Source organism: Streptomyces sp. NPDC001922 (assembly GCF_042891165.1).
Classification (GTDB): domain Bacteria; phylum Actinomycetota; class Actinomycetes; order Streptomycetales; family Streptomycetaceae; genus Streptomyces.
In genome coordinates, this window is sequence record NZ_JBIASV010000017.1 from 192,372 (window position 1) to 216,700 (window position 24,329).

Below are 24,329 nucleotides of genomic sequence, written 5' to 3' on the forward strand. Positions count from 1 at the left end.
CAGACACCGTACCGGCAGGAACGGCGTTTCAGCCGAGGAGGATCACGTCGACCAGGGATTCCGACGCCACGGAGGTGACGTCCTCGGGCACCACGATCAGCGCGTTGGCATGGGCCAGGGCCTTCACGAGGTGGGAGCCGGCGCCGCCCACGGGGGTGACCTCCCCTTCGGAGTACCACCCGCGGAGGAACTGACGCTTCCCCTTGGGCGAGGAACCGATCTCCTCCCGGCACACCGCCCGGACCGTCTCCCGGCCGCGGGCCTCCAGACCCATGAGGGCGCGGATGGCGGGGCGGGCGAAGATCTCGAACGACACGTAGGAGCTGACCGGGTTGCCGGGGAGGGCGAGCAGCGGGGTCCGGTCGGGCCCGATGCGGCCGAAGCCCTGGGGCTTGCCCGGCTGCATGGCGATCCGGCGGAAGTCGACGCGGCCCTCCTCGCCCTCGAACTGCGAGAGCGCCTCCTTGACCACGTCGTACGCGCCCACGCTGACGCCGCCGCTGGTGACGATGATGTCCGCGCGGATGAGCTGGTCCTCGACGGTGGCGCGCAGCGTGTCGGGGTCGTCGGCCACGGCGCCGACCCGGTACGCGATGGCTCCGGCGTCGCGGGCGGCCGCGGTGAGCGCGAAGCTGTTGGAGTCGTGGATCCGGCCCTGGCCCAACTCCTCGCCCGGCTGGACGAGTTCGCTGCCGGTCGACAGTACGACGACGCGCGGCCGCGGCCGGACCCGGACGCTGGCGCGGCCGATGGCGGCGAGCAGCCCGATCTGCGGCGGCCCGAGGACGGTGCCCGCCGCGAGGGCGAGCTCGCCCGCGGCGACGTCGCTGCCGCGGGCGCGGATGTGTGCTCCGGCCTCGGCGGCGCGGTACACGGCCACCTCGCCGCCGGCGCCCTCCGGGGCCCGGCCGGCGGCGCGCATCCCGGAGACCGGACCCGCGCCGGTGCCGCCGTCGGTCCACTCCACGGGGACGACGGCCTCGGCGCCCGGTGGCAGGGGCGCGCCGGTCATGATGCGGGCGGCCTGGCCCGCCCGGACCGTGGGCGGCTCGCCGCGGCCGGCCGCCACGTCACCGATGACGGTGAGGACGGCCGGGTACTCCTCCGAGGCACCGGAGACATCGGCGGTCCGCACCGCGTAGCCGTCCATCGAGCTGTTGTCGAAGGGCGGCAGGGCGGCCGGGACCGTGACGTCCTCGACGAGAATGCAGCCCTGGGCGTCCAGGAGTTGCAGCTCGATGGGTTCCAGCGGGCGGACGTGCCGCACGATGTCGTCGAGGTGCTCCGAGACGGTCCAGACGCGGTCGTCGTCCTGGACCGGTGCCGCCGCGCCGGACTCCTCCGGGGACGTGTCCCCGAGCCCGGCCGACGCGGCGGCGTGTTCAGCGGTGTCGCTCACCGTGCTCCATCTCCTCCGTGACGTAACTGCGAAGCCAGGTCCGGAAGTCCGGTCCCAGGTCTTCACGTTCGCACGCGAGTCGGACAATGGCACGCAGATAGTCCCCACGGTCGCCGGTGTCGTAGCGGCGGCCCCGGAAGACCACGCCGTGCACGGGCCCGCCGAGGGTCGGCGTCTCGGCGAGGGTGCGCAGGGCGTCGGTCAGTTGGATCTCGCCGCCGCGGCCGGGCCCGGTCTTGCGGAGCACCTCGAAGACGGCGGGGTCGAGCACGTACCGGCCGATGATGGCGTAGTTGCTGGGCGCGTCCGCCGGGTCGGGCTTCTCGACGAGGTCGGTGACCTGGACGACGTCGCCCTCGGAGGTGGCCCGGACGGCGGCGCAGCCGTAGAGGTGGATCTGCGCGGGGTCGACCTCCATGAGGGCGACGACGCTGCCGCCGTGCTGCTCCTGGACGTCGATCATCCGGGCGAGCAGCGGGTCACGGGGGTCGATCAGGTCGTCGCCGAGGAGGACGGCGAAGGGCTGCTCGCCGACGTGCGGCGCGGCGCACAGCACGGCGTGGCCGAGGCCCTTGGGGTCGCCCTGCCGGACGTAGTGCATGGTCGCGAGGTCGCTGGACTCCTGGACCCGGGCGAGGCGGGACTCGTCGCCCTTGCGGCGCAGCGCTTCCTCGAGCTCGTAGTTGCGGTCGAAGTGGTCCTCGAGCGGGCGCTTGTTACGACCGGTGACCATGAGGACGTCCCCGAGACCCGCGTCCACGGCCTCCTCGACGACGTACTGGATCGCGGGCTTGTCCACCACGGGCAGCATTTCCTTGGGCGTGGCCTTGGTGGCCGGAAGGAAACGGGTGCCGAGTCCGGCGGCGGGAATGACAGCCTTGCTGATCCGGGAGCGCGCTTCAGTCATGCGGAGAACCATAACCGGTACGTATGAGCGGAAGATGAGACTCCACTTATTACGTTCCGTAGGAGAGGTTTGTGCGCGTGGACAGTGCGGGCCAGGTTACGAAGGCGGAGTTGCGGCGGCACCTCCTGTCGGTGAGGGCCGGGTTTCCGGCGGATGACGTCCCGGCGACGGCGGCGCTGCTCGCCCGGCACGCCCTGGAACTCCCCGAGCTCGCGGGAGCACGCACCGTCGCCGCGTACGTCTCGGTGGGCCGCGAGCCCGGGACCCGCGCGCTGCTGGACGCGCTGCGCGACCGGGGCGTCCGGGTGCTGCTGCCGGTGCTCCTGCCCGACAACGACCTCGACTGGGGCACCTACGCGGGAGCGGACCGGCTGGCGAAGGCCGGGCGGGGGCTGCTGGAGCCGGCCGGGGAGCGGCTGGGGCCGGACGCGGTCACCGGCGCGGACGCGGTACTGCTGCCGGGCCTCGCGGTGGACGGCCGGGGCCTGCGGCTGGGGCGCGGGGGCGGCAGCTACGACCGGGTGCTGGAGCGGCTGGCCGCGGCCGGGGCGGACCCGGCCCTGGTGGTGCTGCTGTACGACGGCGAGCTGCTCGACGCGGTGCCGGCCGAGGAGCACGACCGCCCGGTGCACGCGGCGGTGACGCCGTCCGGGGTGCACCGGTTCGGCCCCGGGGAGCAGCGCACGCCGGAGCCCTAGCCCCGGGGAGCGGCGCACGACGGAGCCGTAGCCCCGGGCCGGCCGGCGGAAGCGGAACCGCTACGGCGGAACGGCCGGGGCCGGAAACGACGCCGTCCCGGCCCCGGCCGCGCGGGGCGGCCGGGAACCGGGACGGGGCGGTGGGACAGGGTCAGGGCGTCAGCGCCAGGGTGTCCTCGGTCCCCTTCTGCACCTTCGCCTCGCTGAAGGCCCAGGGCAGCAGTTCGCCCTTGGCCCACTTGTCGGTCTGGTCCGCGTAGTGCGCGTTGTACGCGTGGCCCGAGGCGCCGGTGAGGTTGATCCACCGGGACTTGTCGAGGTTCCCGAGGTTGACGACCATCCGCATCGAGGGGACCCAGACGACGTCGTAGCCGCCCGCCGCGTTCCAGCCGGTGGCGTTGACCGCCTCCTGGCCGCCGCCGAGGTTCCACGGCCCGCGGTTGAACACGGACTGCAGGAAGCCGGGGCCGTCTACGCCCAGGGTCTGGTTCCGCAGCGTCAGCTGGTGCAGCCGGCCCCAGCTCCAGGTGTCGGTGTCCTTGCCCAGCTCGGCGGTGAGCTCCCAGCGGGCGTCCTTCATGGCGTGCGCGAGCAGCTCGTCCCGGTTGCGGTCGCCGGGGCTGCCCACGGTGCCGGAGGTCTTCCACCAGGTGTTGTCCTCGTCGTCGAGGATCGAGCGCACCACCTCGTACCAGCGGTCGCCGCCGTCCGGCTGGGCCGACTCGGCCTCCCGCTCGCCGCACTCCCGCACCAGCCGGGCGTTGCCGTTCAGGTCCTCCGCCGGGCCGGTGTCGTCGGCGGGGCGGACCCGCAGGCACTGGCCCTCGACGCGGAGCTCCTTCGGCAGCTTGTTGCCGAACGCCAGCTTGAGGGTGTTCCGCCAGACGGCGTTGAAGTAGGCGGCCGCCGCCGAGTCCGGGTCCTGGGTGTAGTCCCAGCCCTCGAGGAGCTTCTGCGCCTCCCGGACGTACGGGTCCTTGACGTCGATCTTGAGCAGCAGCGGGGTCAGCAGCTCGGCGATCTCGCTGTTGCTGTCCTGCTGGATGGTCTGCATGTCGTCCGTCGAGATCTTCCCGCTGTCCTTGATCTTCGACTGGATGAGGTCGTTGATCCGCTGGCTGCGGGCGCCGTAGCCCCAGTCCTCGGTGAGCAGGTACGGGTACTTCCGGCCGTCGACCACGGCCTGGTTGGCGGTGACGATGTAGCCGCGCTTCGGGTCCTTCTCCCAGGGCATCGCGGACTGCGGGACGTATCCGGTCCAGCGGTAGTCGGAGTCCCAGCCGGGGGCGGGGTAGCGGCCGTTCCCCTTGCCGCGGACCGGGATCCGGCCCGGCGCCTGGTAGCCGATGTGGCCCCGGGTGTCGGCGTAGATCAGGTTCTGCGAGGGGACGGCGAAGTCGCGGGCCGCGGCGCGGAAGCCGTCGAAGTCCTTCGCGGCGTTGAGCTCGAAGACCGCGTCCATCGTGCGGCCCGGCTCCAGGGCGGTCCAGCGGAGGGAGACGGCGTAGCCGCTGCCCCGGTCCGGCGCGGCGTCCCGGACCGGCGCCTGCCGGCCGACCTTGCCCAGCTCCTCGTTCCGGTCGGAGACGATGGGCCCGTTGCCGGTGGAGCGGACCGTTATCTCCCGGTCCGGCCCGTTCGCGACCTTGATGGTCTCGCGGCGGACCTTGAACGGCCGGCGGCGGCCGTCGGAGAGGTAGCCGTCGCTGGTGACCTTCTCCAGGTAGAGGTCGGAGACGTCGGCGCCCAGGTTGGTGAAGCCCCAGGCGATGTCCTTGTTGTGGCCGATGACGACGCCCGGCATGCCCGAGAAGGTGTAGCCCGACACGTCGTAGCGGCAGGAGGCGCTGACGTTCCGGCAGTGCAGACCCATCTGGTACCAGAGCGAGGGCATCTGCGGCGCGAGGTGCGGATCGTTGGCCAGCAGCGGCTTGCCGGTGGCGGTGTGCTTGCCGGAGACCACCCAGGAGTTGGAGCCGATGCCGTCACCGCTCGGGCCGAGCAGCGCCGGGACGCCCTTGAGCGTCCTGGACAGCGACGACAGCTGGGTCCGGGCACCGCGGGCGGCGTCCGCCCCGGCGGTGCCGGCCGCGGCGTTCCGCGGGGCGGTCGCCTGGGGGTCGAACTCCTTGGTCGCCCGGTTCACCGCGCCGCCGCCGACGATCGGCTCGTTCCGGTCGTACGGGTACTGGGGGTAGAGCTCCTCTATCTGCTGCGGCGTGAGGCGGCTGGTCATCAGCGCACGGTCGATCTCGTCCTGCATGTTGCCACGCAGGTCCCAGGCCATGGCCTTGAGCCAGGCCACCGAGTCGACCGGGGTCCACTTCTGGGGCGTGTAGTCGTTGGTGAAGCCGAGCGCCGCGTACTCCACGGACAGGTCGGAGCCCTTGTGGTCCTTCAAGTAGGCGTTGACACCGGCGGAGTAGGACTGCAGGTTCTTCTTCGTCTGCGGCGACAGCTTGTGGTCGTACTCCTGCTGCGCGACCTTGCGCCACCCCATGGTCCGCAGGAAGGCGTCGGTCTCGACCTGCCCCTTGCCGAACATCTCGGACAGCCGTCCGGCGGTCATGTGCCGACGGACGTCCATCTCCCAGAAGCGGTCCTGCGCCTGGACGAATCCCTGCGCCCGGAAGAGGTCCTCCTCCGTGTCGGCGTAGACCTGGGGTATGCCGTGGCCGTCACGCTTCACCTGGACCGGCCCCGAGAGGCCGTCGAGTTTGACGGAACCCGTGGTCTCCGGGAAGGAGGCGCGCACGGTGCTGAGGCTCCAGTACGTGCCGTAGCCGAAGCCCGCCACGAGGAGCAGCACGACTGCGAACACGAGAAGCCGGGCGCGTCGGCCCTTCCTCTTGCCTGAAGGGCCGGTCTTGTTGGCGGGCATCGCTGTCCTTAGAGGGGCAGGGTGGTCCTGGGAATGCAGGAGCAACCTTAGGCGCAGTGCCCGGACGGCCCCTACGCGGAGTCAGGGTCGGTGCCGGCAAGGGCGCCGCGAGCGTCCGGTGCCGTTTCCGGTGTGGCGCGATCGGTGCGGTTCCGGCGGGCGGGCTGTCCGGTTTCCGTCGCCACGGGATGGGTGGTCCGGCGGCTCGGGGTTCCGGGGCGACGGGCCGGGGTTCCGGGGCGACAGCTCCGGGGTTCCGGGGCGACAGCTCCGGGGTTCCGGGGCGACGGCTCCGGACGGGTGGCTCCGGCTCGGCGGTCCGTCGTCCGGCGCGATTCGCTCTCCGCCGCGCGTCGTCCGGACCGTTCGCGCGGGGGTGTTCGGCAGGATCGGCGGAGATGGTGACCGCTTCCACGGCGGGCCCGCGTCAAGAACCGGTAAAATATTAGGTAAGGCAATGAAGTACCGATCGGCAGGAATGGACGTTCCTGCCGATAACGCAAGAAAGGGTTCGGCCCCTGACTGTTCACCACCTCAATGAACTCCTGCTGGTCTGTTCGCTCGTCCTCCTCATCGCGGTGGCGGCGGTCCGGGTCTCCTCGCGCAGCGGGCTCCCCAGCCTGCTCATCTACCTCGGCATCGGCGTCGCGATAGGGCAGGACGGCATCGGAGTCACCTTCGACGACGCCGGACTGACGCAGTTGATCGGCTACGCCGCCCTTGTGGTGATTCTGGCCGAGGGTGGTCTGGGCACGAAGTGGCGGGAGATCAAACCGGCCCTGCCGATCGCCGCCGTGCTGTCCACGGTCGGCGTCGCGGTGAGCGTGGGCATCACCGCGGCCGCGGCGCACTACCTGGTGGGGCTGGAGTGGCGGCAGTCGCTGATCATCGGCGCGGTGGTGTCGTCCACGGACGCCGCGGCGGTCTTCTCCGTCCTGCGACGGGTGCCGCTGCCGTCCCGGCTGACGGGCGTCCTGGAGGCCGAGTCGGGCTTCAACGACGCCCCGGTGGTGATCCTGGTCGTCGCCTTCTCCTCGACCGGGCCGATCGACAGCTGGTACCTGCTGCTCGGCAAGATCGCTCTGGAGCTGGCGATCGGCGCGGCGATGGGCATCACGGTCGGCTTCCTCGGGGCCTACATAATGCGGCGGGTCGCACTGCCCGCCTCGGGTCTGTACCCGATCGCGGTGATGGCGATCGCGGTCGTCGCCTACGCGGGCGGCGCGCTGGCGCACGGCAGCGGCTTCCTCGCGGTGTACGTGGCCGCCCTGATCCTGGGCAACGCCAAGCTGCCGCACTGGCCCGCGACCCGCGGCTTCGCGGAGGGGCTCGGCTGGCTGGCGCAGATCGGCATGTTCGTGCTGCTCGGCCTGCTCGTCACCCCGCACGAGCTGGGGGACGACATCGTGCCCGCGGTCGTGGTGGGCCTGGTCCTGACGGTGGTGGCGCGGCCGGTGTCGGTGCTGGTGAGCACGGCGCCGTTCCGTACCTCGTGGGCGGAGCGGCTGCTGCTGTCCTGGGCGGGCCTGCGCGGGGCCGTGCCCATCGTGCTGGCGACGATCCCGATGGTCTACGAGGTGGGCGACAGCCGGCGGATCTTCAACATCGTCTTCATGCTGGTGATCGTCTACACCCTGGCCCAGGGGCCGACCCTGCCCTGGGTCGCCCAGCGGCTGCGGCTGCGGCTGAGCGCCGGGGAGCCGACGACGGACCTGGGCATCGAATCGGCGCCGCTGGAGAAGCTCCGCGGCCACCTGCTGTCGGTCACGGTCCCGCAGGAGTCGAAGATGCACGGCGTGGAGGTCGGCGAACTGCGCCTCCCGGCCGGATCCGCGGTGACCCTGGTCGTGCGGGACGAGAAGAGCTTCGTCCCGGCGCCGACCACGGTGCTGCGGCGCGGCGACGAGCTGCTGGTGGTGGCCACGGACCCGGTGCGGGACGCCACCGAGAAGCGGCTCCGGGCGGTGGCCGAGGGCGGCAAGCTGGCGAGCTGGCTGCGCCCGGGCGGCCCGCGCTGAGGACGGCGAGCCGACCGAGCCGGCTGACCCCGGACGCCCGCGCCGAGGGCGGCAAGCCGACGAGCCGGCTGCGCCCGGACGGCCCGCACTGAGGACGGCGAGCCGACCGAGCCGGCCGATCCCGGACGGACGGAGCCACGGCGGACGGGACCGGTGGCGGGCCGCACGCTCCATGCCCTCGTACCAGGCCCTTGCCCCCGCACCGGATCGCGGGAGGCGTCGGCCGCTCCTTCACAGGCCAGTGGCCACAGGCGCCGCATGGATCACAGGAGGGGCCCCGATCCGCCCTGTACAATCAAGGACGCACAAATGACGACCCACTCTGCCTGATGCAGAGCTGGCGCGACCGCATGGCGGCCGCGGTCCCTTCAGCCACCTCGGTGCGGACCCGGTATCTACCGCGGAACATGCGCGAGAGGACAGCTCTCGGCGCACCGTACTGAGAGATCGCCGTTTCAGGGGCCGGTCTCGTCGGACGTGCGCTACCAGGCAGCGGAAAGGCACGGCCGTGGCATCCGCGGTCACCACGTCCCGTCCCGGCTACCGGCAGCTGCTGCGCACCCCCGGCGCCTGGACCTTCCTGCTCCCGGGCTTCACCGCCCGCCAGCCCTTCGCGATGCTGACCATCAGCATCGTCCTGCTCGTCGAGCACACGACCGGCTCGTACGGCGTCGCGGGCGCCGTCGCGGCGGTCACCGGGGTCTCGATGGCCCTGTTCGCGCCGCAGGGCGGCAAGCTCGCGGACCGCTTCGGCCAGAGCCGGGTGCTGGTGCCCGGCGTGCTGGTGCACGTGGTGGCCGCCGGGCTGCTGACGGCGCTCGCGCTCGGCCAGGCGCCCCTCTGGACGCTGTTCGCCGCCGCGGTGCCGACCGGCGCCTCCGTGCCGCAGGTGGGCCCCATGGTCCGGGCGCGCTGGGCGGCGAAGCTCGACGGCCACCCGCTGATGTCCACCGCGGCCGCCTTCGAGTCGGTCACCGACGAGCTCACCTTCGTGATCGGCCCGGTCCTGGCGACCGCGCTGTGCACCGGGGTGCATCCGGCGGCCGGCCTGGTCGCCGAGGCCGCCCTGACCCTGGCGGGCGGGCTGCTCTTCGCGGCCCAGCGCCGCACCGCACCCCCCGTGTCCCGGCCCGGGACCGACGGCGAGCGGGCACCGCGCACCTCGGCCCTGGCCGTGCCGGGCGTCCGCGTGCTGGCGGCGGCCTTCCTGGGCATCGGTTCGGTGTTCGGCGGCATGCAGGTGGCCCTGACCGCCTTCACCCAGGACATCGGGGAGCCGGGGCTGAACGGCCCGCTGTACGGCGTCTTCGCGGCGGGCAACATGCTCGCCGGTGCGGCCTGCGGGGCCATCGCCTGGCGGGCGTCCGCGCGGCGGCGCCTGCTGACGGCGTACGCGGCGCTGGCCCCGGCCTGTTCGGTCCTGTGGACGGTGCACTCGCCGCTGCTGCTCGGGGCCCTCGGCCTGCTGGTGGGCCTCTGCATCGCTCCGGCGCTGATCACCGGATACACGCTGGTGGAGACGCTGGTTCCGGCGACCGCCCGCACCGAGGCCTTCACCTGGCTGACCGGGGCGGTCGCCCTGGGGCAGGCGGCGGCGGTGACGGCGGCCGGACAGCTGGCGGACCGGTTCGGCCCGAGTGCGGCGTTCACCGTCCCGCTGATCGGTACGTCGCTGGCGCTGCTGACCCTGGTGGTGCTGCGCGGGCGGCTGGTGCCGAGCCCGGACGCGGCGTCGCACTCCGGAGGCCGTGGCGTGGTCGCCGGCTCCGCGACCAGGAGCTGGGACTCCGGGGACCGGGACGGCGCGGAGGCCGACGCACGGGTGTGAGAGCGCGCGTTGCGAGAGCCCGCGCGTGAGAGGCCGCGCGTGAGAGGCCGCGCGTGAGGGGCCGCGCGTGAGGGGCCGAGGTGCGGCTGTGGGAAGTCGGCGCACGCGTGCGGGAGACCGGCACACGGGTGCGGGAAGCCGGCGCACGCGTGTGAATCGGGCGCGCGGAGCGTGGGCTCGGTCACCGTGAGGCCGGTCGCAGTGGACTGATCCCGCGGAATGCTGCACTATTGACCGTCGTTAGCACTCATCGAGTGAGAGTGCCAGGAGGAGCAAGTGCCGACCTATCAGTACCAGTGCACCCAGTGCGGTGAAGGCCTCGAAGCGGTGCAGAAGTTCACCGACGAGGCGCTCACGGAGTGCCCGAGCTGCGAAGGACGCCTGCGCAAGGTGTTCTCGGCGGTCGGCGTCGTCTTCAAGGGCTCCGGCTTCTACCGGACGGACAGCCGCGGCTCGTCGTCGAGCAGCACGGCGAAGTCGTCGTCCGCCCCGGCCAAGAGCGACAGCTCGTCGTCGTCGGACTCCTCGTCCTCGGCCGGCTCCTCCTCGACCTCGTCGTCCTCTTCCTCGTCGGCGAAGACGAGCAGCGGGACCGGCGGCAGCGCGAGCAGCTCCTCCGCCGCCTGACGGCACCACCTCTCCGCGGCCCTGCCCGGCCCGGCCGGGCGGCGCGGACGACGGACTCAGCGGACCCCGTGGCCTGATCCAGGCGACGGGGTCCGATGCATGCCCGTGACAACCGGCCGGGGCCCCATAGGGTGATCCCATGGTCGAGACAGTCAGCGCGCAAGCAGAGATAGGCGTCATCGGCGGATCGGGGTTCTACTCCTTCCTCGAGGACGTGACCGAGATCACGGTGGACACCCCCTACGGGCCGCCGAGTGACTCGCTGTTCCTCGGCGAGGTCGCCGGACGCCGGGTGGCCTTCCTGCCGCGGCACGGCCGCAAGCACCACTTGCCGCCGCACCGCATCAACTACCGCGCCAACCTCTGGGCGCTGCGCTCGGTCGGCGTGCGCCAGGTGATGGGGCCGTGCGCGGTGGGCGGCCTGCGGGAGGAGTACGGCCCGGGCACGCTGCTCGTCCCCGACCAGCTGGTGGACCGCACCAAGACCCGCACCCAGACCTTCTACGACGGCGAGCCGCTGCCGGCGACGGCCGGTTCCGCGCCCGCGGGAGTGGAGCCCCGGGCCGCGCAGGTGCCGAACGTGCTGCATCTCGGCTTCGCCGACCCCTACTGCCCCGTGGGCCGGAAGGCGGCCGTGACCGCCGCCCGGGGACAGGACTGGGAGCCGGTGGACGGCGGAACGCTGGTCGTCATCGAGGGCCCGCGCTTCTCGACCCGGGCCGAGTCGCGGTGGCATGCGGCGCAGGGCTGGTCGGTGGTCGGGATGACCGGCCACCCGGAAGCGGTGCTCGCCCGCGAGCTGGGCCTCTGCTACACCTCATTGACGCTGGTCACCGACCTGGACGCGGGGGCGGAGACGGGCGAGGGCGTGTCCCATGAGGAAGTGTTCAAGGTCTTCGCCGCGAATGTCTCACGCCTGCGGACCGTGCTCTTCGACGCAGTGGGCGGGCTGCCGGAGAACGGCGACCGGGACTGCTTCTGCGCGCGGGCTCTGGACGGGCTCGACCCGGGGATCGAGCTGCCGTAGGGGGCGGCCTCGGCTGTAGGAGGCGCCGGCCGCTGAGTGGGGCTGGCTCTTGCTCTTGCTCTTGGCTCTTGGCTCTTGGCTCTTGGGGGCCAGCGGAGACTTCTGTGGGTGCTGTGAACCCCTGAGGGTGACCGCCTTGTCCACAATCGAGGGGTTGTCCACAGGCCTCAGCGGGATGGGGAACATCCGTGCATCGTGGGGGGCGTCCGAGCGAGAACCTCCTCGCGGCAGGCTGGTGATGGCCATGACGGTCACGTCCCCGACAATCGATTCCCCGACGACGCTTCCCCAGGCGGTGCGGCTCCTGCCCGGTGCAGTACGGGCGCTCCCGGGTGCGTTACGGGAGCAGCCCGCTGCCGTACGAACGGGGCTGCCCCGGCGGTCCACCGCCGCCGGCACCTCGGGAGCGGCTGTCGCTGCCACGCCCGGGGTGCGTGATTGGACAGCCCGCCGCTGCCCTGCCGTACATTGCGGAACCATCTGTTCCATTCATCGTGCACGCAGAGAGAGGCACCCCGGTGAGCGAGGAGAACAAGGGCATCCTGGACGGCTTCAAGCAGTTCTTGATGCGCGGGAACGTCGTCGATCTCGCGGTTGCGGTGGTCATCGGAGCGGCGTTCACCAACATCGTGAACACCGTGGTGAAGGGCATCATCAACCCCGTTGTGGGCGCCTTCGGGACCCAGAACCTCGACCATTACACGTTCTGCCTGGGCACCTGCACCAAGAACAAGGCGGGCGAGGCCACCGAGGGCATTTACATCCTCTGGGGCTCGGTGATCAGCGCCACCATCACGTTCCTGATCACAGCAGCGGTCGTCTACTTCCTCATGATCCTTCCGATGAACCGCTACAAGGCCCGGCAGGCTGCCAAGGCGCCCGTGGAGGCCACGCCGACCGAGGTGACGGAGATCGAGCTGCTCACCGAGATCCGGGACGCCCTGGTCGCCCGGCAGGGCGGCTCCGACTGGCAGGGCCCCGGCCCCTCCGGGCCCGGCACCGGCCGCGTTCCGACACAGAAGTAGCACCTGCTCGGGGAGGACCTGTCGGGGCGGCGGCTGCCGCTGCCGGTCCGGAGGCGTGGAGTACGCGAGCTGCGGAGAGATCGCCCCAGCAGGTGGGGCCGCCTCGAGAGGAGCAGCTGCCTCGGACGGCAGAGATGCCTCGAAAGGCGGGGCCGCCTCGGAAGGAGGGGCCGCCTCAGAAGGAGGTGCCGCCTCAGAAGTGGTGCGGCGGCTTCTCGTCGAGGAACCGGGCCAGGTCGGAGGCGCTGTCGCCCTCGGTCGGACGCTCGCCCCAGCCACGGTCGGTGTCGTCCGCGGACGGCCGCCCGAAGGGGTCGTCGAAGTCCACCTTGGCGGCCCTCGGATCACGGGACGCCCCCTGCGCGGGGGCGGGTGCGGACGGTTCGGGCGTAGGGGCACTGCTCATGGCTCCCAGGGTACGGGGCCCGGGCCGGTGGTCGGCGCTGCGTGCCCCGTCCCCACGGGTCGGGCACCACGGTCCGTGCTCCCCTGCTCCTCCCGATGCCGACGGGCCCTGGCCTCCGGCCTGGGGCGCAGGCTGCCGGCTCCCGGCGCGTGGTTCGGGCTCCTGCATTCCGGGAGAAGGGCCGGCTCAGCGGTCCTCCGGATCGATCAGCCACAGCACCAGCACGACGACGAAGGACAGCACGAGAAAACCCGCCAGCCACTGGGCAGTCCGGGTATCGCCCCTCATCCACTCATTCGCAGCGATGGTCAGGCCCCAGAGCTGCCCCATGACCACGGTCAGCGCCAGGGCGAGGCGTACGGACAGTTTCGAGGACCGCGCCGGCTCCTGTTCACCGCCCGCACCCGGCCCCGGCCCGGTGTGCCTGACGCGGGGGTCCCCGTGGCCGCTGGTGGGACCGACCCAGGGACCGGGCTCCCGGGGTGCCTCGGTCAGCAGAGGCCGGGGCGGCGGAGTCCCCTCGAGCGGCGAGGCGGCAGGCAGAGGACCCGCGAGCGGAGAGCCGACAGCGGCAGGAGCCACGGGCGGAGAGCCAGGAGGTGGAGAACCAAGGGGCGCGGACCCGCCCGTCGGCGGGCTGCCGGAAGCTGTTCCGCCGGAAGGCGGAACATGCGGGGGCGGTTCATACGCCGGGGACGAACCCGGTCCGTGGGCGGCGGGCGCTTCCCTGCCGGGCTCGTCCCTGCCGGGCTCGTCTCTGCCGGGCTCCTCGGGGGCGGACTCTGATCGGCCGGACTCTCCCGGGACAGACTCATTGAGGCCGGGCTCATTGCGGCCCGACGGGCTGGGGCCGCCCGGCGAGTTGGAGCCCGGCGGGTTGGGGTTGGGGTCGTGCTCGCTCATACCTGTTCGTTCCCCACGGGCGGCACGCCTGGGCAGCCGATCTCACGAGCCGTGTCGGGGTAGTCCCTGAGCAGTTGGCGGCACAGGCCCTCTTCGAGGCTCTCGCCGGAGCGTGCGGTGCCGATGGCCCAGACGCTGCCGTCGGCCCGTTCGACGAGAACCACCTTGGGCAGGCCGCGCGGTGGCGGGCCGGCGGTGACCTCGCCGGTGCGGATGTCGAATACGCCCTGGTGGCAGGGGCAGTGCAGCTCGCCCTCGAAGCCCTGGTCCGCACGCCACGACACGGCACAGGCCAGATGGGTGCACACCGCGGAGTAACCGACGAGCGAACCGTCGGAGAGCCGCACCGCGATCGCCCGGTCGTCTTCTCCCGGATAGCGGAAGGCAACGGACTCCCCCGCGCCGATCACCGTCGCGACACGCTTGGCTGCGGGAGCGCCCTCCGAGTCGCCCTGCCGGTGCAGCCCGCCGGCGGCGACAGCGAGGCCCCCGGCCGCGAGGCCTCCGGACACGACGGCCACGATGCGCAGATAGTCCCGCCGCGTGGTGAGGGAGTTGGGGCCGTTCCTGCCGGAGGCTGTCGGCCGCCGGCCGCTCCCGGCCTCGGAACCGTCGGTGGGGTCCGCGGCCGGGGCCGAGGGATCGGTGACCGCCGCCTGAAGCGCGAGGGACGCCGGGCCGGTGGGGACACCGGAGGCCGTGGCGGCCCCGGATGCAGGGAGGGCCCCGGAGGAGGGCGGCCCTGAGGAGGTGGTTCCGGAGGCGGTTCCCGATGGGGTGGCCCCTGGGGAGGTGGGAACGATCTGCTCGCCCTGTTCGGTCACCTGACGTCCGCTCCGTTCGCCTCGGTGCTGTCGTCCCCGGCCGACGTGCCGGTGGCCGGGCTGCCGCCGGCCTGACCGTTGTCGGGCCGGTCGCCGTCGGCCCGACCGCCGTGGGCTGCATCGCCGTCGCCCTGAACGCTGTCGGGTCGGTCGGGGCCGGCTCCGGACGCCTCGGGCACGTTGGCCCGGGGCACCGTGCCGTCGGCTCGGGTGATGCCCGCGCCGCTGATGCCGACTCCGTTCACTTCGACGATCGGCAGCCCGCCGGGCACCGGCCACCGGGCCTTGTCGGCGGGGACGACCATCGCGGCCCCTGTCCGTACCTGCGTTTCGCCGAAGACGAAGGAGTCGGCGACCTCGACGCCGGGGCGTTCCGCCCGGAGTTCGTCGAGCGTGCCGTAGAAGAGCGCCCCCGTCGGGCAGACCGTGGCGCACATCGGGCCGAGGCCCTGGGAGGTGCGGTCGTAGCAGAGGTCGCACTTGCGCTGCAGCCTGGCCTGGAGGTCGATCTCGGGAACGCCGAAGGGGCAGGCGCTGACACAGTCCGAACAACCGAAACAGCGCGAGGCATCGGCCTGCTGCACCACGCCGTCGGGGGTGGTGAGGATCGCGTCCGCCGGGCAGACCGCGGCACAGGGCGCGACCGGGTCCTCGCAGTGCATGCACACCGTGGGAAGGGAGGCAACGCTATGGCCCTCGTCCGAAGGGTCGAGGTGGATGAGCGAGATGCCGCGATGGGAGTCGCACTCGCGGCAGGCCGCGACGCAGGCCTGACACCCTGTGCAGCGCCCCGGATCGATGAAGATCGTTCTGCCCATCATCGGCTCTCACCCCGTCCCTGCCGTGCCGGGGACAGGGGAGGCGATCTGCGGGTCGGTGTACCGTCCCCACTCCCCTGCCGGCCCGCCCGACCGCAGGTGGAAGCGTCCGTCCGCGTGGTGGCTGCGTCCGTCCTCGAAGAGGCGGGGAGTTCCGGGGTGGCCGATGGCGGGGCAGGGCCAGGCGATGCCGCCGGTCTCCTCCAGCCGCTCGTAGCTGACCCCGGAGCCGTCGACCGCGGTGCCCGCCGAGGCGGTTCGCCACTCCTGGAAGAGCTCCCGGGACCCCGCGAAGGCGAACCGGTCGCCGACACCGAGCCGCACCGCGAGCTGACACAGCACCCAGGTCTCGGTACGGACCTCGGGCGGTGGCTGCTGCGCCTTGTTGTGCTTGACCATCCGGCCCTCGGCATTGGTCATCACAGCGTCGTCCTCGGCCCAGGTCGTGACGGGCAGAACCACATGGGCGCCCACGGCCGGTCCGGAGAGGAAGGAGGCGCACTGGACATGGAATTCCAGGTTGTTCGGGGTCGTCGGCTCGTACGGGCTCCCGATCCGGAGCCCGTGCTCGTGTCCGGTGTCCGTGCGCCCGGTGCCCGAGTGCCCGGTGCCTGTGTGCCCGGTGCCTGTGTGCCCGGCGAGCGCGTGCCCAGCATCCACGTGCCCGGGAAGCGAGTGCCCGGGGAGGGGCACGGCCGACATGTCACCGACGCCGAGGAGGCCGCGGATCGCGCCCCGCCTGAGCTGCTCCGCCGTGCCCGTCGTGGGGGCGGGCCCGGGGAGGGAGGTCTCCTCGACATCCCAGATCCGGGCGAGCTCCCGGCGGTGTGCGGGATCGTCGAGGGACCGTCCGCCGGGCAGCATGTCGGCCCTCCACCCCGGCTCCCGGCCGCCCCGGCAGTGGCCGTAGGTCTGGGCAGAGCCCTGGGCGTAGCCGGATTCGGAGCCAGGTTCGGAGCCGGGTTCGACGACGGGTTCGAGGAAGGCCGGTTCCGGGACCGGGGCGGCTCCGGGGTCGGTGAGGGCGCCGTATCCCGCGCCCGGCCGTCCGATGCTGCCCGTCGCCAGGCAGAGGTTGATGACGGAGAGACAGCTCTCGGCCTCCGTCCGGGTGCTGGATTCCGCGTCCCGCGGGGTCCAGGGGGTGGTGGTGCCCGCGTACCAGGCCATCGCGTTGCGCGCCGTGCCGAAGAGCCGGGCGACCTGGACCACTTGTTCGGCGGGGACGCCGCAGACCGTCGCCGCACGCTCGGGCGGATACGCAGCCGAAGCGCGCTCCGCCTCTGCCCAGCCGGTGGTGTGCTCGGTGAGGAAGCCCTCGTCGGTCAGTCCCTCGGTCGCCAGGACGTGCAGGACGGCGTTGCAGAAGACCGGGTCGGTGCCCGGGCGGAGTGCGACATGGATGTCGGCCGTACGGGCGATGGCCGATGCACGGGGGTCGATGACGATCAGGCGCGCCCCGCGGTCCCGCGCGCCCCAGAGGTACCGGGTGAGGACGGGGAACCGCTCCCCCACGTCCGGGCCCGCGACGAGCAGGCAGTCGGAGAGGAGCATGTCGGAGAACGGGCTGGCGGCCCGGTCGATGCCGAAGGCCGTCCGATGGGCGTCGGAGGCGCCTGTTCCGTACGGACCGGCGTTGTCGTCCACCTGTCGCGTCCGCAGGGCGACCCGGGCGAACTTCCCGAGGAGATAGGTCTTCTCCGTGCCGAGCCCGGCACCACCGAGCAGTCCGAACGCGTCCCGCCCGTGGGCCTCCTGGATGCGCCGGATCTCCGCGGCGGTGACGTCCAGCGCCTCCTCCCAGGAGGCCGCCCGGAACGGGTCGTCGCGGGAGCGGCGGACCAGCGGAACCGTCAGCCGGTCGGCGTGGTCGACCTGCTGGTAGGCGGTGATGCCCCGGGGGCAGAGCCGCATCCGGTTGATGTCGTGATCGCGCGGCTCGACGCCCGAGACCCTGCCGCGCCGGCCGACCCGCAGATACAACCCGCACTGCATCCCGCAGCACGAGCAGTGCGTGGGCACCAGGGTGTCGCCGTTCAGGACGGCGGGCGGTGTCACCGGAAGCCCCGCTTCACGTCGGAGAGGTAGGCGCTCCCGCGCAGTACCCGCTTGCAGCGCGGGCAGTATTCGGCCGTCTGGTCGAAACGGAGTCTCAGGTCACGCATCGTCCCGCGCAGGTTCGCGACCGCGGGGACCGGGGCCAGCGGGGCCGCACAGCGGCGGCAGAGCGCGGTGTCACCGCCCTGCCGGGCGGTGTCGGTGAACGCCTGGACTCCGGCTGTCGCCGGCCGCTGCACCACATGGAAGAACTTCCCGAACGGAAGATGGATGAGAGCGAAGACCACCGAGGTCATGTGCAGCACGGCCAGGAACTCGTAGCCACCGCCGTGCAGAGCCAGCGCGGAGAAGGTCAGCAGAAGACCGGTCACCGAGATCACGATCAGAGCGAGGAGCGGGACCAGGTCGTAGCCGAAGCGCTGGCCGGTCACCGGGGCCTGCCCCCTGATCCGGCGCCAGAGGAAGTACCCGGCGCCGGCGAGCACCAGCACCGCCGCCAGGTCCAGGACATGGAACAGCGCCCACCCCGCGGGGGAGGCCGAGTCGAAGCCGACCACGGTCCGCCCCCAGATGCGCAGCTCGTAGCCCGGTCCGGAGGAGGTGACGGCGGTGAAGCTGATCCAGCCCCAGGAAAGGGGGACGGCCACCAGGACGGCCAGCACACACCCCCAGAGAACGGACTGATGGGCGACCCAGCGGGCCCGGGAGCGAGGACCGGAGAACCTCCGCAGGCCCAGAGACGCGGCGGCCATCCGCGGCAGGGCGGCGGCGGATCCCCGCAGACCGGCACGCGAGAAGCAGGTCCGCACGCCCTCCCGGAAGAGCCGCCGGGCGGCGGGGGCCTGGGCCCACACCGTGTAGCGGTAGACGACCCCGAAGGTGAGGAACACGGTGGCCACGGCATACGGCAACAGGGCCGCGTCGAAGCCCTCCAGATACCGGCTGCCGACCACGATGAGCACGGTCAGCAGCAAGGAGGCCAGCGTGGCCGACGAGGTCGCACGGAGACTGCCGGGGCGCGGCGGGGCCTCCCATGGGGCGGAGTTCTCCCCTTGGACGGAGTTCTCCCGGGGTGTCTCCGAGGACGCGGCCACGCGGTCACCGTATCGACATATGCGAGCTTCAGCCCGATTTGTACGACGGGTGGGTGAGGCCGTCCGCCCGTCGGCCGGGCGGGTCCCCCGTGCCGTTCCCGCGTTCCTCGCCGCCCCTTGCCCGCCGGGGTACTTCGCCGGTCGGGACACTTCGCCGGCCGGGACACAACCCGGCCGCTTCGCCGGGGCCGGCGCACCGGTGCCTCCGCTCGGCGGACGGCTGGATGGGCCGGCTCCGTCGCCGTCGCGCGGCCGGGTCGGGTATCTGCTGTGCTGGGACCCGGCTGTGTTCCGGACACGGGCCGCGCGCCGGAGCCCGACGGTGTGCCGGCCGGGATCAGGAGCCTCCAGGCCGGGTCTCCGGGGTGAGGAAGCGCCGGGTCACGGATCTCCGGGTGAGGAGCCTTCCGGAGCCGGGCCGCACGAGCGAAGGGCACGCGCACCGATGAGCGAGCAGACCCCCTCCGACGCGTCCGGTGACCCGTCCGGGGGTCCATCCGGTGAGCCGTCCGGCGGCTCCACGCGTTCCGGCCCCGTCGGCGCAGGCCATGGCCACGCGGCCCCTCCCCTGGTCCGGATGACCGCCCGTGACCGCAACGAGGAGCACCGGGCGGCCACTCCGCTGGAGCTCTTCTTCGATCTCTGCTTCGTCGTCGCCATCGCGCAGGCGGGTCTCGGTCTCGTCCACGCCCTGGCCGAAGGCCACCCCGGGCACGGCATCACGCTCTACCTGATGACGTTCTTCGCCATCTGGTGGGCCTGGATGAACTTCTCCTGGTTCGCCTCCGCGTACGACGTCGACGATGTGCCGTACCGGCTGGTGACCCTGATCCAGATCGTGGGCGTGCTGATCCTCGCCGCCTCGGTACCGCGCGCGTTCGAGGACGACGACTTCGACGGCACCTGGTTCGGCTATGTGGTGATGCGGATCGCGCTGGTGTCCCAGTGGCTGCGCGCCGCCTGGTCCACCAGCGGCGCGGAACGGGCGACGGCGCTGCGCTATGCGATCGGCGTGACGCTCTGCCAGGTCGGCTGGGCGGGCCTGCTGTTCCTGCCGGACCACGCGAAGCCGTGGCTGTTCCTCGCCATGGCCTGTGTCGAGCTGGCCGTGCCCGCCTGGGCGGAACGCGCCTGGCAGACGGCCTGGCACCCGCACCACATCGCCGAGCGGTACGGGCTGTTCACCATCATCGTGCTCGGGGAGACCATCGCGGCCTCGACCACCGCGGTCCGGTCCGCGCTCGACGAGAACGAGAAGCTGATCGACCTGCTCCCCATCGCGGCCGGCGGACTGCTGATCATCTTCTCCGCGTGGTGGATCTACTTCGTGGTTCCCGCCCATGAGCGGCTGACCTCGAATCGCGCCGCCTTCCCCTGGGGGTACGGCCACTATCTGGTCTTCGGCTCCGCGGCGGCCATCGGCGCCGGCATCGAGGTGGCGGTCGAGCAGACCATCGGCAAGGCGCACATCTCCGTGACCGCGGCGTCCGCTGCGGTGACCCTCCCCGCGGCGCTCTACTTCCTCAGCGTCTGGGTGCTCCACGCCCGCTTCACCAAGCACGGCATCGGCCAGGCGGTGCTGCCGGCGACCGCGATCGCGGTGCTGGCCTGCACGTTCGCCGGGCGTTCCGCCGTCCTGCTGGCGGGGCTGGTCTCCGCGATGTCCATCGCGGTCGGCCTCACCGTGAGCCGCCGGCAGGCGCGGGCGGTGGCCCGGTGATATCGCCGGGCCGAGGTCCGGTCCCGCGCCCGGCCCCCGCTCTCTTCGAGGCCATGGCCTCGAAGCCGCCGCCGTTGGGCCGGGTGAGCCCGATCAGCCGGTCAGAGCGGCTTCCTTTCCTGCCGTCACCTCGGCGTCGCCGTCCCGCACCCCCGCGGCGCCGTCCGGCACCTCCGCCGCATCGGCCGTGGCGCCGTCCCGCTTCTCCGCCGCGTCCCCCGCACCGGCCGCTTCGCCCGCCGTCCGCGCCTTCGCCGGCAGCGCGTAGACCAGGACGAAGACCAGGCCCAGGATTCCCGCGACCCAGCCCAGCGCGTGGGTGAAGGCGTGGGCGAAGGCCTGGCCCACGGCGTCGGGGGTCACGGGCCGGCCCCCGGCACCCGGCGCGAGGTCGCCGTCCAGCTCTCCGAAGAACACGACGGAGACCAGCCCGAGGCCCAGGGCCACGCCCACCTGCTGGGTGGTGTTGATCAGCCCCGAGGCCGATCCGGAGTGTTCCCGCGGCACGTCGGAGAGCACGGCGTCGGTCAGCGGAGCCACGATCAGGCCCATCCCGATCCCCATCACGACCAGCGGAAAGGCCATCTGCCAGGAGGAGATGGCGGTTCCGAAGTGGTCGGCCTCCCAGATGTAGAGGAGCAGTCCGGCGATCATCGCCAGGGCGCCCGCCTGCAGCACCTTGCGGCCGAACCTCGGGACCAGCTTCTGCACGGAGACGGCCGCGGCGGCCGACACCGCGAGGGAGAACGGCACACCGGTCAGGCCCGCCCGCAGCGCGCTCCAGCCCAGGCCGAGCTGCATGTACATCGTCCAGACCAGGAAGAAGATCCCGGTCACCACACCGAAGGTGAGCGACACCCCGATCCCCGCGGCGAAGCTCTTCACCCGGAACAGGGAGAGCTCCACCAGCGGCGATCCGTCCCGGCGGGTCTTGGCCCGCTCGTGCGCGATGAAGCCGAGGAAGACCACGACGCTGCCGGCCATGCACAGATGACCCCACAGCGGCCAGCCGAGCTCGCGGCCCCGGGTGAGCGGGTACAGCAGCATCACCAGACCGAGCGTGGCCAGGGCGACACCGACCAGGTCCAGCCGCAGGGCGTGCGGGGACCGGGACTCGGAGATGAAGCGGCGTCCGAGGAACAGCCCGACGATGCCGACCGGCAGGTTGACCAGGAATATCGGCCGCCATTCCAGGCCGAAGAGGTTCCACTGGGTGAGCAGGGCGCCGATCAGCGGGCCCGACACCGCGGCGAGGCCGATCACCGCGCCGAACATCCCGAAGACCTTGCCGCGCTCGTGCGCCGGGAAGGTGACGTGGATGATGGCCAGCACCTGAGGCACCATCAAGGCCCCGCCGGCGCCCTGCAGCAGCCGGGCCGCCACCAGCATCTCCGGATCGGCGGCGACGCCGCACAGCACCGACGCCAGCGTGAACCCGCCCATGCCGAGCAGGAAGATCCGCCGGCGGCCGTAGATGTCGCCGAGCCGGCCGCCGGTGATCAGCCCCGCCGCGAAGGCCAGGGCGTAGCCCGCGGTGATCCACTGGATCGCGGTGAACGAGGCACCGATGTCGCGCCGCAGTTCGGGGATCGCGATGTTCACGATGGTGACGTCCACCAGGTCCATGAAGCTCGCGGTCATCACCACGGCGAGCGCGAGCCAGCGGCGGGGGTCGGGTGGAGCGGACGCCGCATCCGTGACGGCGGCGGGGGCGGGGGCGGTGGTCATGAGGCGCGGCCTTTCTGGCACTTCCGGTCAGGCGGCTCCGGTCCGGCGGTTCCGGGGCGTTTCCCGGGCACTTCCTGGAGCACACCGAACACTAGAGCGCTTCTAGGACAGGAGATGTCCCATACGGCCACAGCCGGAGCCGGGCCGGTGAGCCACCGGAACGACGGCCGGGGCAGGCCGGGCATGAGGGGCCGGGCCGACGGCTCGGGACGGCACCGGGCAGCCGACGGCCGGCTGCACACCGCCCCCGACGGCGACCGGCCACGGACCGGCCATGGGCCACCCGGACGGGCCCGCCCCCGCGAGGCTGGGCAGCACGAACCCCGGTGCCGGGGGGGGGAGGGCACCGGGGTCCGGTTCAGGGGGCCGACGCGGCAGCTCGAGGGCTTGCGCGGCGGCTCAGGGGCTTACGCGGCGGCGTCGAAGCCGGTGTCGCGCGCCATCTTCTTCAGCTCCAGCAGGGCGTGCTTCTCGATCTGCCGGATCCGCTCGCGCGTCAGGCCGTGCCGCTTGCCGACCTCCGTCAGGGTCCGCTCCCGGCCGTCCTCGATGCCGTACCGCATCTTGATGATCGACGCGGTGCGGTGGTCGAGCTTGCCGATCAGCTCGTCGAGGCCTTCACGGCGGAGCATCACCAGCACGGACTGCTCGGGCGTGGCCGCCGACGTGTCCTCCAGCAGGTCGCCGAACTGGGTCTCGCCCTCGTCGTCCACCGACATGTTGAGGCTCACCGGGTCGCGCGCCCAGTCGAGGACGTCGCCCACGCGCTCGGGCGTGGAGCCCAACTCGGCGGCGATCTCGGTGTGCTCCGGCTCCCGGCCGTTCTCGCGGTTGAACTCGCGCTGCACCCGCCGGATCCGGCCGAGCTCCTCGACCAGGTGCACGGGCAGCCGGATCGTCCGGGACTGGTCGGCGATGGAACGGGTGATGGCCTGCCGGATCCACCAGGTCGCGTACGTCGAGAACTTGAAGCCCTTGGTGTAGTCGAACTTCTCGACCGCGCGCACCAGGCCCGCGTTGCCCTCCTGGATCAGGTCCAGCAGCGGCAGCCCGCTGCGTGGGTACCGGCGGGCCACGGCGACGACCAGCCGCAGGTTGGAACGGATGAAGACGTCCTTGGCACGCTCGCCCTCGGCAGCCACGGCCTCCAGCTCCTCGCGGGTCGCGCCGCCCTTCCCGGAGCCCTCGGCCTCCCCGGAACCCTCCCCCTCGGCGACGGGTGACGCCTCCACGCCGTCGAGGATCTGCCGGGCGTACACGCCCGCCTCGATGGTCTGGGAAAGCTCGACTTCCTTCGCGGCATCGAGCAGGGGTGTGCGCGCTATCTCGTCGAGGTACATGCCGACCAGGTCGCGGTCGGCGATCTCCCCGCCTGCAGCGCGAACACTGTTGGCCCGGTCGGTCTCGGTGGAGGCGGACTGACGACGGGCGACGGCACGGGTTGCCATGCGTGCTCCCTTGCGATGAGTCGGTCGCGGGTCAAACGGACGTACACCCCGGATCGGATGCCCGTTCCGATGGAAACAACGACTGGAATCCGGACAGAATTCCCAAGCCGTCCGACGATTTTTGTGATCATGCAGTACCCTGTCCGGCCGCACAGGGGGAGGCGACATGCCCATGGAGACAGCGGACACGCAGGTCAGGCCTGGAACGGAAGGCGACCTCGCGGTCCTGACGGACATCTACAACCACTACGTCCGCGAGACGGTGATCACCTTCGACACCGAGCCCTTCACTGCCGGGCAACGTCGCCCGTGGCTGCTCTCCTACCCGAAAGACGGCCCACATCGCCTCCTGGTTGCGCAGGATCGCGGCGGGTGCGTGGTCGGCTACGCCACGAGCAGCCCCTTCCGGCCGAAACCGGCGTACTCGACATCGGTCGAGGTCACCACCTACTGCGCACCGGACGCCGCCGGGCGCGGGATCGGGACCCTCCTCTACACCGCCCTGTTCGAGGCCCTGGCGGGCGAGGACCTGCACCGGGCCTACGCGGCGATCGCCCTGCCCAACGAGGCCTCGGTCCGCCTGCACCACCGCTTCGGCTTCTCCCATGTCGGGACGTACCGGGAGGTGGGGCGGAAGTTCGGCCGGTACCTGGACGTGGCCCACTACGAGAAGCACCTCGACGGGAAGCCCGCCGACGCGGACCGCGGCACGGCGGGCTGACCCCGGCGGCTCCCGCCCGGGATCCGGAACCCTGCGGCGCGGGAGGCACCGGGGCCGTCGGACGCCGCGGCGCCCCCGCGACAGGGCGACCCACCCGCCCCAGGCGCCCCGCACTTCCCGCGGACCTCCGCAACAGGCCCCTCGGCCCGCGAATGGAACCCTTCACCCCATTTTTCGTTTAACTTTCAAGAACTGCCCC

At 72.3% G+C, this 24,329-nt stretch carries 17 protein-coding genes and 2 pseudogenes; 8 read left to right on the forward strand and 11 right to left on the reverse strand.

Annotated elements, in window-relative coordinates; translation table 11 throughout:
• Nucleotides 1–28 precede the first annotated feature (28 nt).
• Together glp and galU are read right to left on the reverse strand one after the other, a co-directional pair.
• Complete coding sequence (gene glp, locus ACFYYR_RS28800; protein WP_388859783.1) at nt 29–1,399, reverse strand: gephyrin-like molybdotransferase Glp; 1,371 nt, start codon at nt 1,397–1,399, stop codon at nt 29–31.
• Nucleotides 1,383–2,306 carry a UTP--glucose-1-phosphate uridylyltransferase GalU gene (gene galU / locus ACFYYR_RS28805; RefSeq protein ID WP_388859786.1) on the reverse strand — a complete coding sequence of 308 codons (924 nt, stop codon included), beginning with the start codon at nt 2,304–2,306 and terminating at the stop codon, nt 1,383–1,385. Before galU ends, glp begins: the two co-directional genes overlap by 17 nt.
• 71 nt (nt 2,307–2,377) lie before the next feature.
• On the opposite strand from galU, the gene ACFYYR_RS28810 reads away from it, so the two are divergent.
• Complete coding sequence (locus ACFYYR_RS28810; RefSeq protein WP_388859789.1) at nt 2,378–3,004, forward strand: 5-formyltetrahydrofolate cyclo-ligase; 627 nt, start codon at nt 2,378–2,380, stop codon at nt 3,002–3,004.
• Between the two features lie 151 nt (nt 3,005–3,155).
• Here ACFYYR_RS28810 and ACFYYR_RS28815 read toward each other — a convergent pair whose 3' ends face one another.
• The gene (locus ACFYYR_RS28815) at nt 3,156–5,885 is read right to left on the reverse strand and encodes a penicillin acylase family protein (RefSeq protein WP_388859792.1); all 2,730 of its coding nucleotides are present in this window, start codon (nt 5,883–5,885) and stop codon (nt 3,156–3,158) included.
• Between the two features lie 488 nt (nt 5,886–6,373).
• Between ACFYYR_RS28815 and ACFYYR_RS28820 the strand changes: the two genes are divergently transcribed.
• From ACFYYR_RS28820 to mscL, 5 genes are all read left to right on the forward strand, one after another.
• Nucleotides 6,374–7,903 carry a potassium/proton antiporter gene (locus ACFYYR_RS28820; RefSeq protein ID WP_388859873.1) on the forward strand — a complete coding sequence of 510 codons (1,530 nt, stop codon included), beginning with the start codon at nt 6,374–6,376 and terminating at the stop codon, nt 7,901–7,903.
• 508 nt (nt 7,904–8,411) lie between these two features.
• The gene (locus ACFYYR_RS28825) at nt 8,412–9,731 is read left to right on the forward strand and encodes an MFS transporter (RefSeq protein WP_388859795.1); all 1,320 of its coding nucleotides are present in this window, start codon (nt 8,412–8,414) and stop codon (nt 9,729–9,731) included.
• A 276-nt stretch (nt 9,732–10,007) separates the two neighbouring features.
• Nucleotides 10,008–10,358, forward strand: coding sequence for an FmdB family zinc ribbon protein (locus tag ACFYYR_RS28830; protein ID WP_388859797.1), 351 nt, complete (start codon nt 10,008–10,010; stop codon nt 10,356–10,358).
• Nucleotides 10,359–10,497: 139 nt separating this feature from the next.
• Nucleotides 10,498–11,385, forward strand: a complete 888-nt coding sequence (locus ACFYYR_RS28835) for an S-methyl-5'-thioadenosine phosphorylase (protein WP_388859800.1) — start codon at nt 10,498–10,500, stop codon at nt 11,383–11,385.
• A 494-nt stretch (nt 11,386–11,879) separates the two neighbouring features.
• A complete protein-coding gene (mscL, locus tag ACFYYR_RS28840) occupies nt 11,880–12,410 on the forward strand; it encodes a large conductance mechanosensitive channel protein MscL (RefSeq protein ID WP_388859803.1) in 531 nt (176 codons plus the stop codon).
• Between the two features lie 193 nt (nt 12,411–12,603).
• Here the strand turns inward: mscL and ACFYYR_RS28845 are convergent, their stop codons facing one another.
• From ACFYYR_RS28845 to ACFYYR_RS28870, 6 genes and pseudogenes are all read right to left on the reverse strand, one after another.
• On the reverse strand, nt 12,604–12,816 hold the full coding sequence (locus ACFYYR_RS28845; RefSeq protein ID WP_388859806.1) for a hypothetical protein: 213 nt from the start codon (nt 12,814–12,816) through the stop codon (nt 12,604–12,606).
• Between the two features lie 186 nt (nt 12,817–13,002).
• Nucleotides 13,003–13,314 carry a hypothetical protein gene (locus ACFYYR_RS28850; RefSeq protein WP_388859876.1) on the reverse strand — a complete coding sequence of 104 codons (312 nt, stop codon included), beginning with the start codon at nt 13,312–13,314 and terminating at the stop codon, nt 13,003–13,005.
• Nucleotides 13,315–13,715: 401 nt separating this feature from the next.
• Nucleotides 13,716–14,543: a Rieske 2Fe-2S domain-containing protein gene (locus tag ACFYYR_RS28855; RefSeq protein ID WP_388859809.1), complete on the reverse strand. Its 828-nt coding sequence runs from the start codon at nt 14,541–14,543 to the stop codon at nt 13,716–13,718.
• Nucleotides 14,544–14,779: 236 nt separating this feature from the next.
• Nucleotides 14,780–15,364: pseudogene (locus ACFYYR_RS28860) on the reverse strand (4Fe-4S dicluster domain-containing protein); the annotation flags it as partial.
• A 90-nt stretch (nt 15,365–15,454) separates the two neighbouring features.
• Nucleotides 15,455–17,398: pseudogene (locus tag ACFYYR_RS28865) on the reverse strand (molybdopterin oxidoreductase family protein); the annotation flags it as partial.
• Nucleotides 17,399–17,415: 17 nt separating this feature from the next.
• Complete coding sequence (locus ACFYYR_RS28870) at nt 17,416–18,513, reverse strand: MFS transporter (protein WP_388859812.1); 1,098 nt, start codon at nt 18,511–18,513, stop codon at nt 17,416–17,418.
• A gap of 577 nt (nt 18,514–19,090) precedes the next feature.
• On the opposite strand from ACFYYR_RS28870, the gene ACFYYR_RS28875 reads away from it, so the two are divergent.
• Complete coding sequence (locus tag ACFYYR_RS28875) at nt 19,091–20,233, forward strand: low temperature requirement protein A (protein ID WP_388859815.1); 1,143 nt, start codon at nt 19,091–19,093, stop codon at nt 20,231–20,233.
• A gap of 93 nt (nt 20,234–20,326) precedes the next feature.
• Here ACFYYR_RS28875 and ACFYYR_RS28880 read toward each other — a convergent pair whose 3' ends face one another.
• Together ACFYYR_RS28880 and ACFYYR_RS28885 are read right to left on the reverse strand one after the other, a co-directional pair.
• Nucleotides 20,327–21,961, reverse strand: coding sequence for an MFS transporter (locus ACFYYR_RS28880; protein WP_388859818.1), 1,635 nt, complete (start codon nt 21,959–21,961; stop codon nt 20,327–20,329).
• Nucleotides 21,962–22,368: 407 nt separating this feature from the next.
• Nucleotides 22,369–23,409, reverse strand: coding sequence for an RNA polymerase sigma factor RpoD/SigA (locus ACFYYR_RS28885; RefSeq protein WP_388859821.1), 1,041 nt, complete (start codon nt 23,407–23,409; stop codon nt 22,369–22,371).
• Between the two features lie 166 nt (nt 23,410–23,575).
• Between ACFYYR_RS28885 and ACFYYR_RS28890 the strand changes: the two genes are divergently transcribed.
• Nucleotides 23,576–24,130 carry a GNAT family N-acetyltransferase gene (locus ACFYYR_RS28890; RefSeq protein WP_388859824.1) on the forward strand — a complete coding sequence of 185 codons (555 nt, stop codon included), beginning with the start codon at nt 23,576–23,578 and terminating at the stop codon, nt 24,128–24,130.
• Nucleotides 24,131–24,329 lie beyond the last annotated feature (199 nt).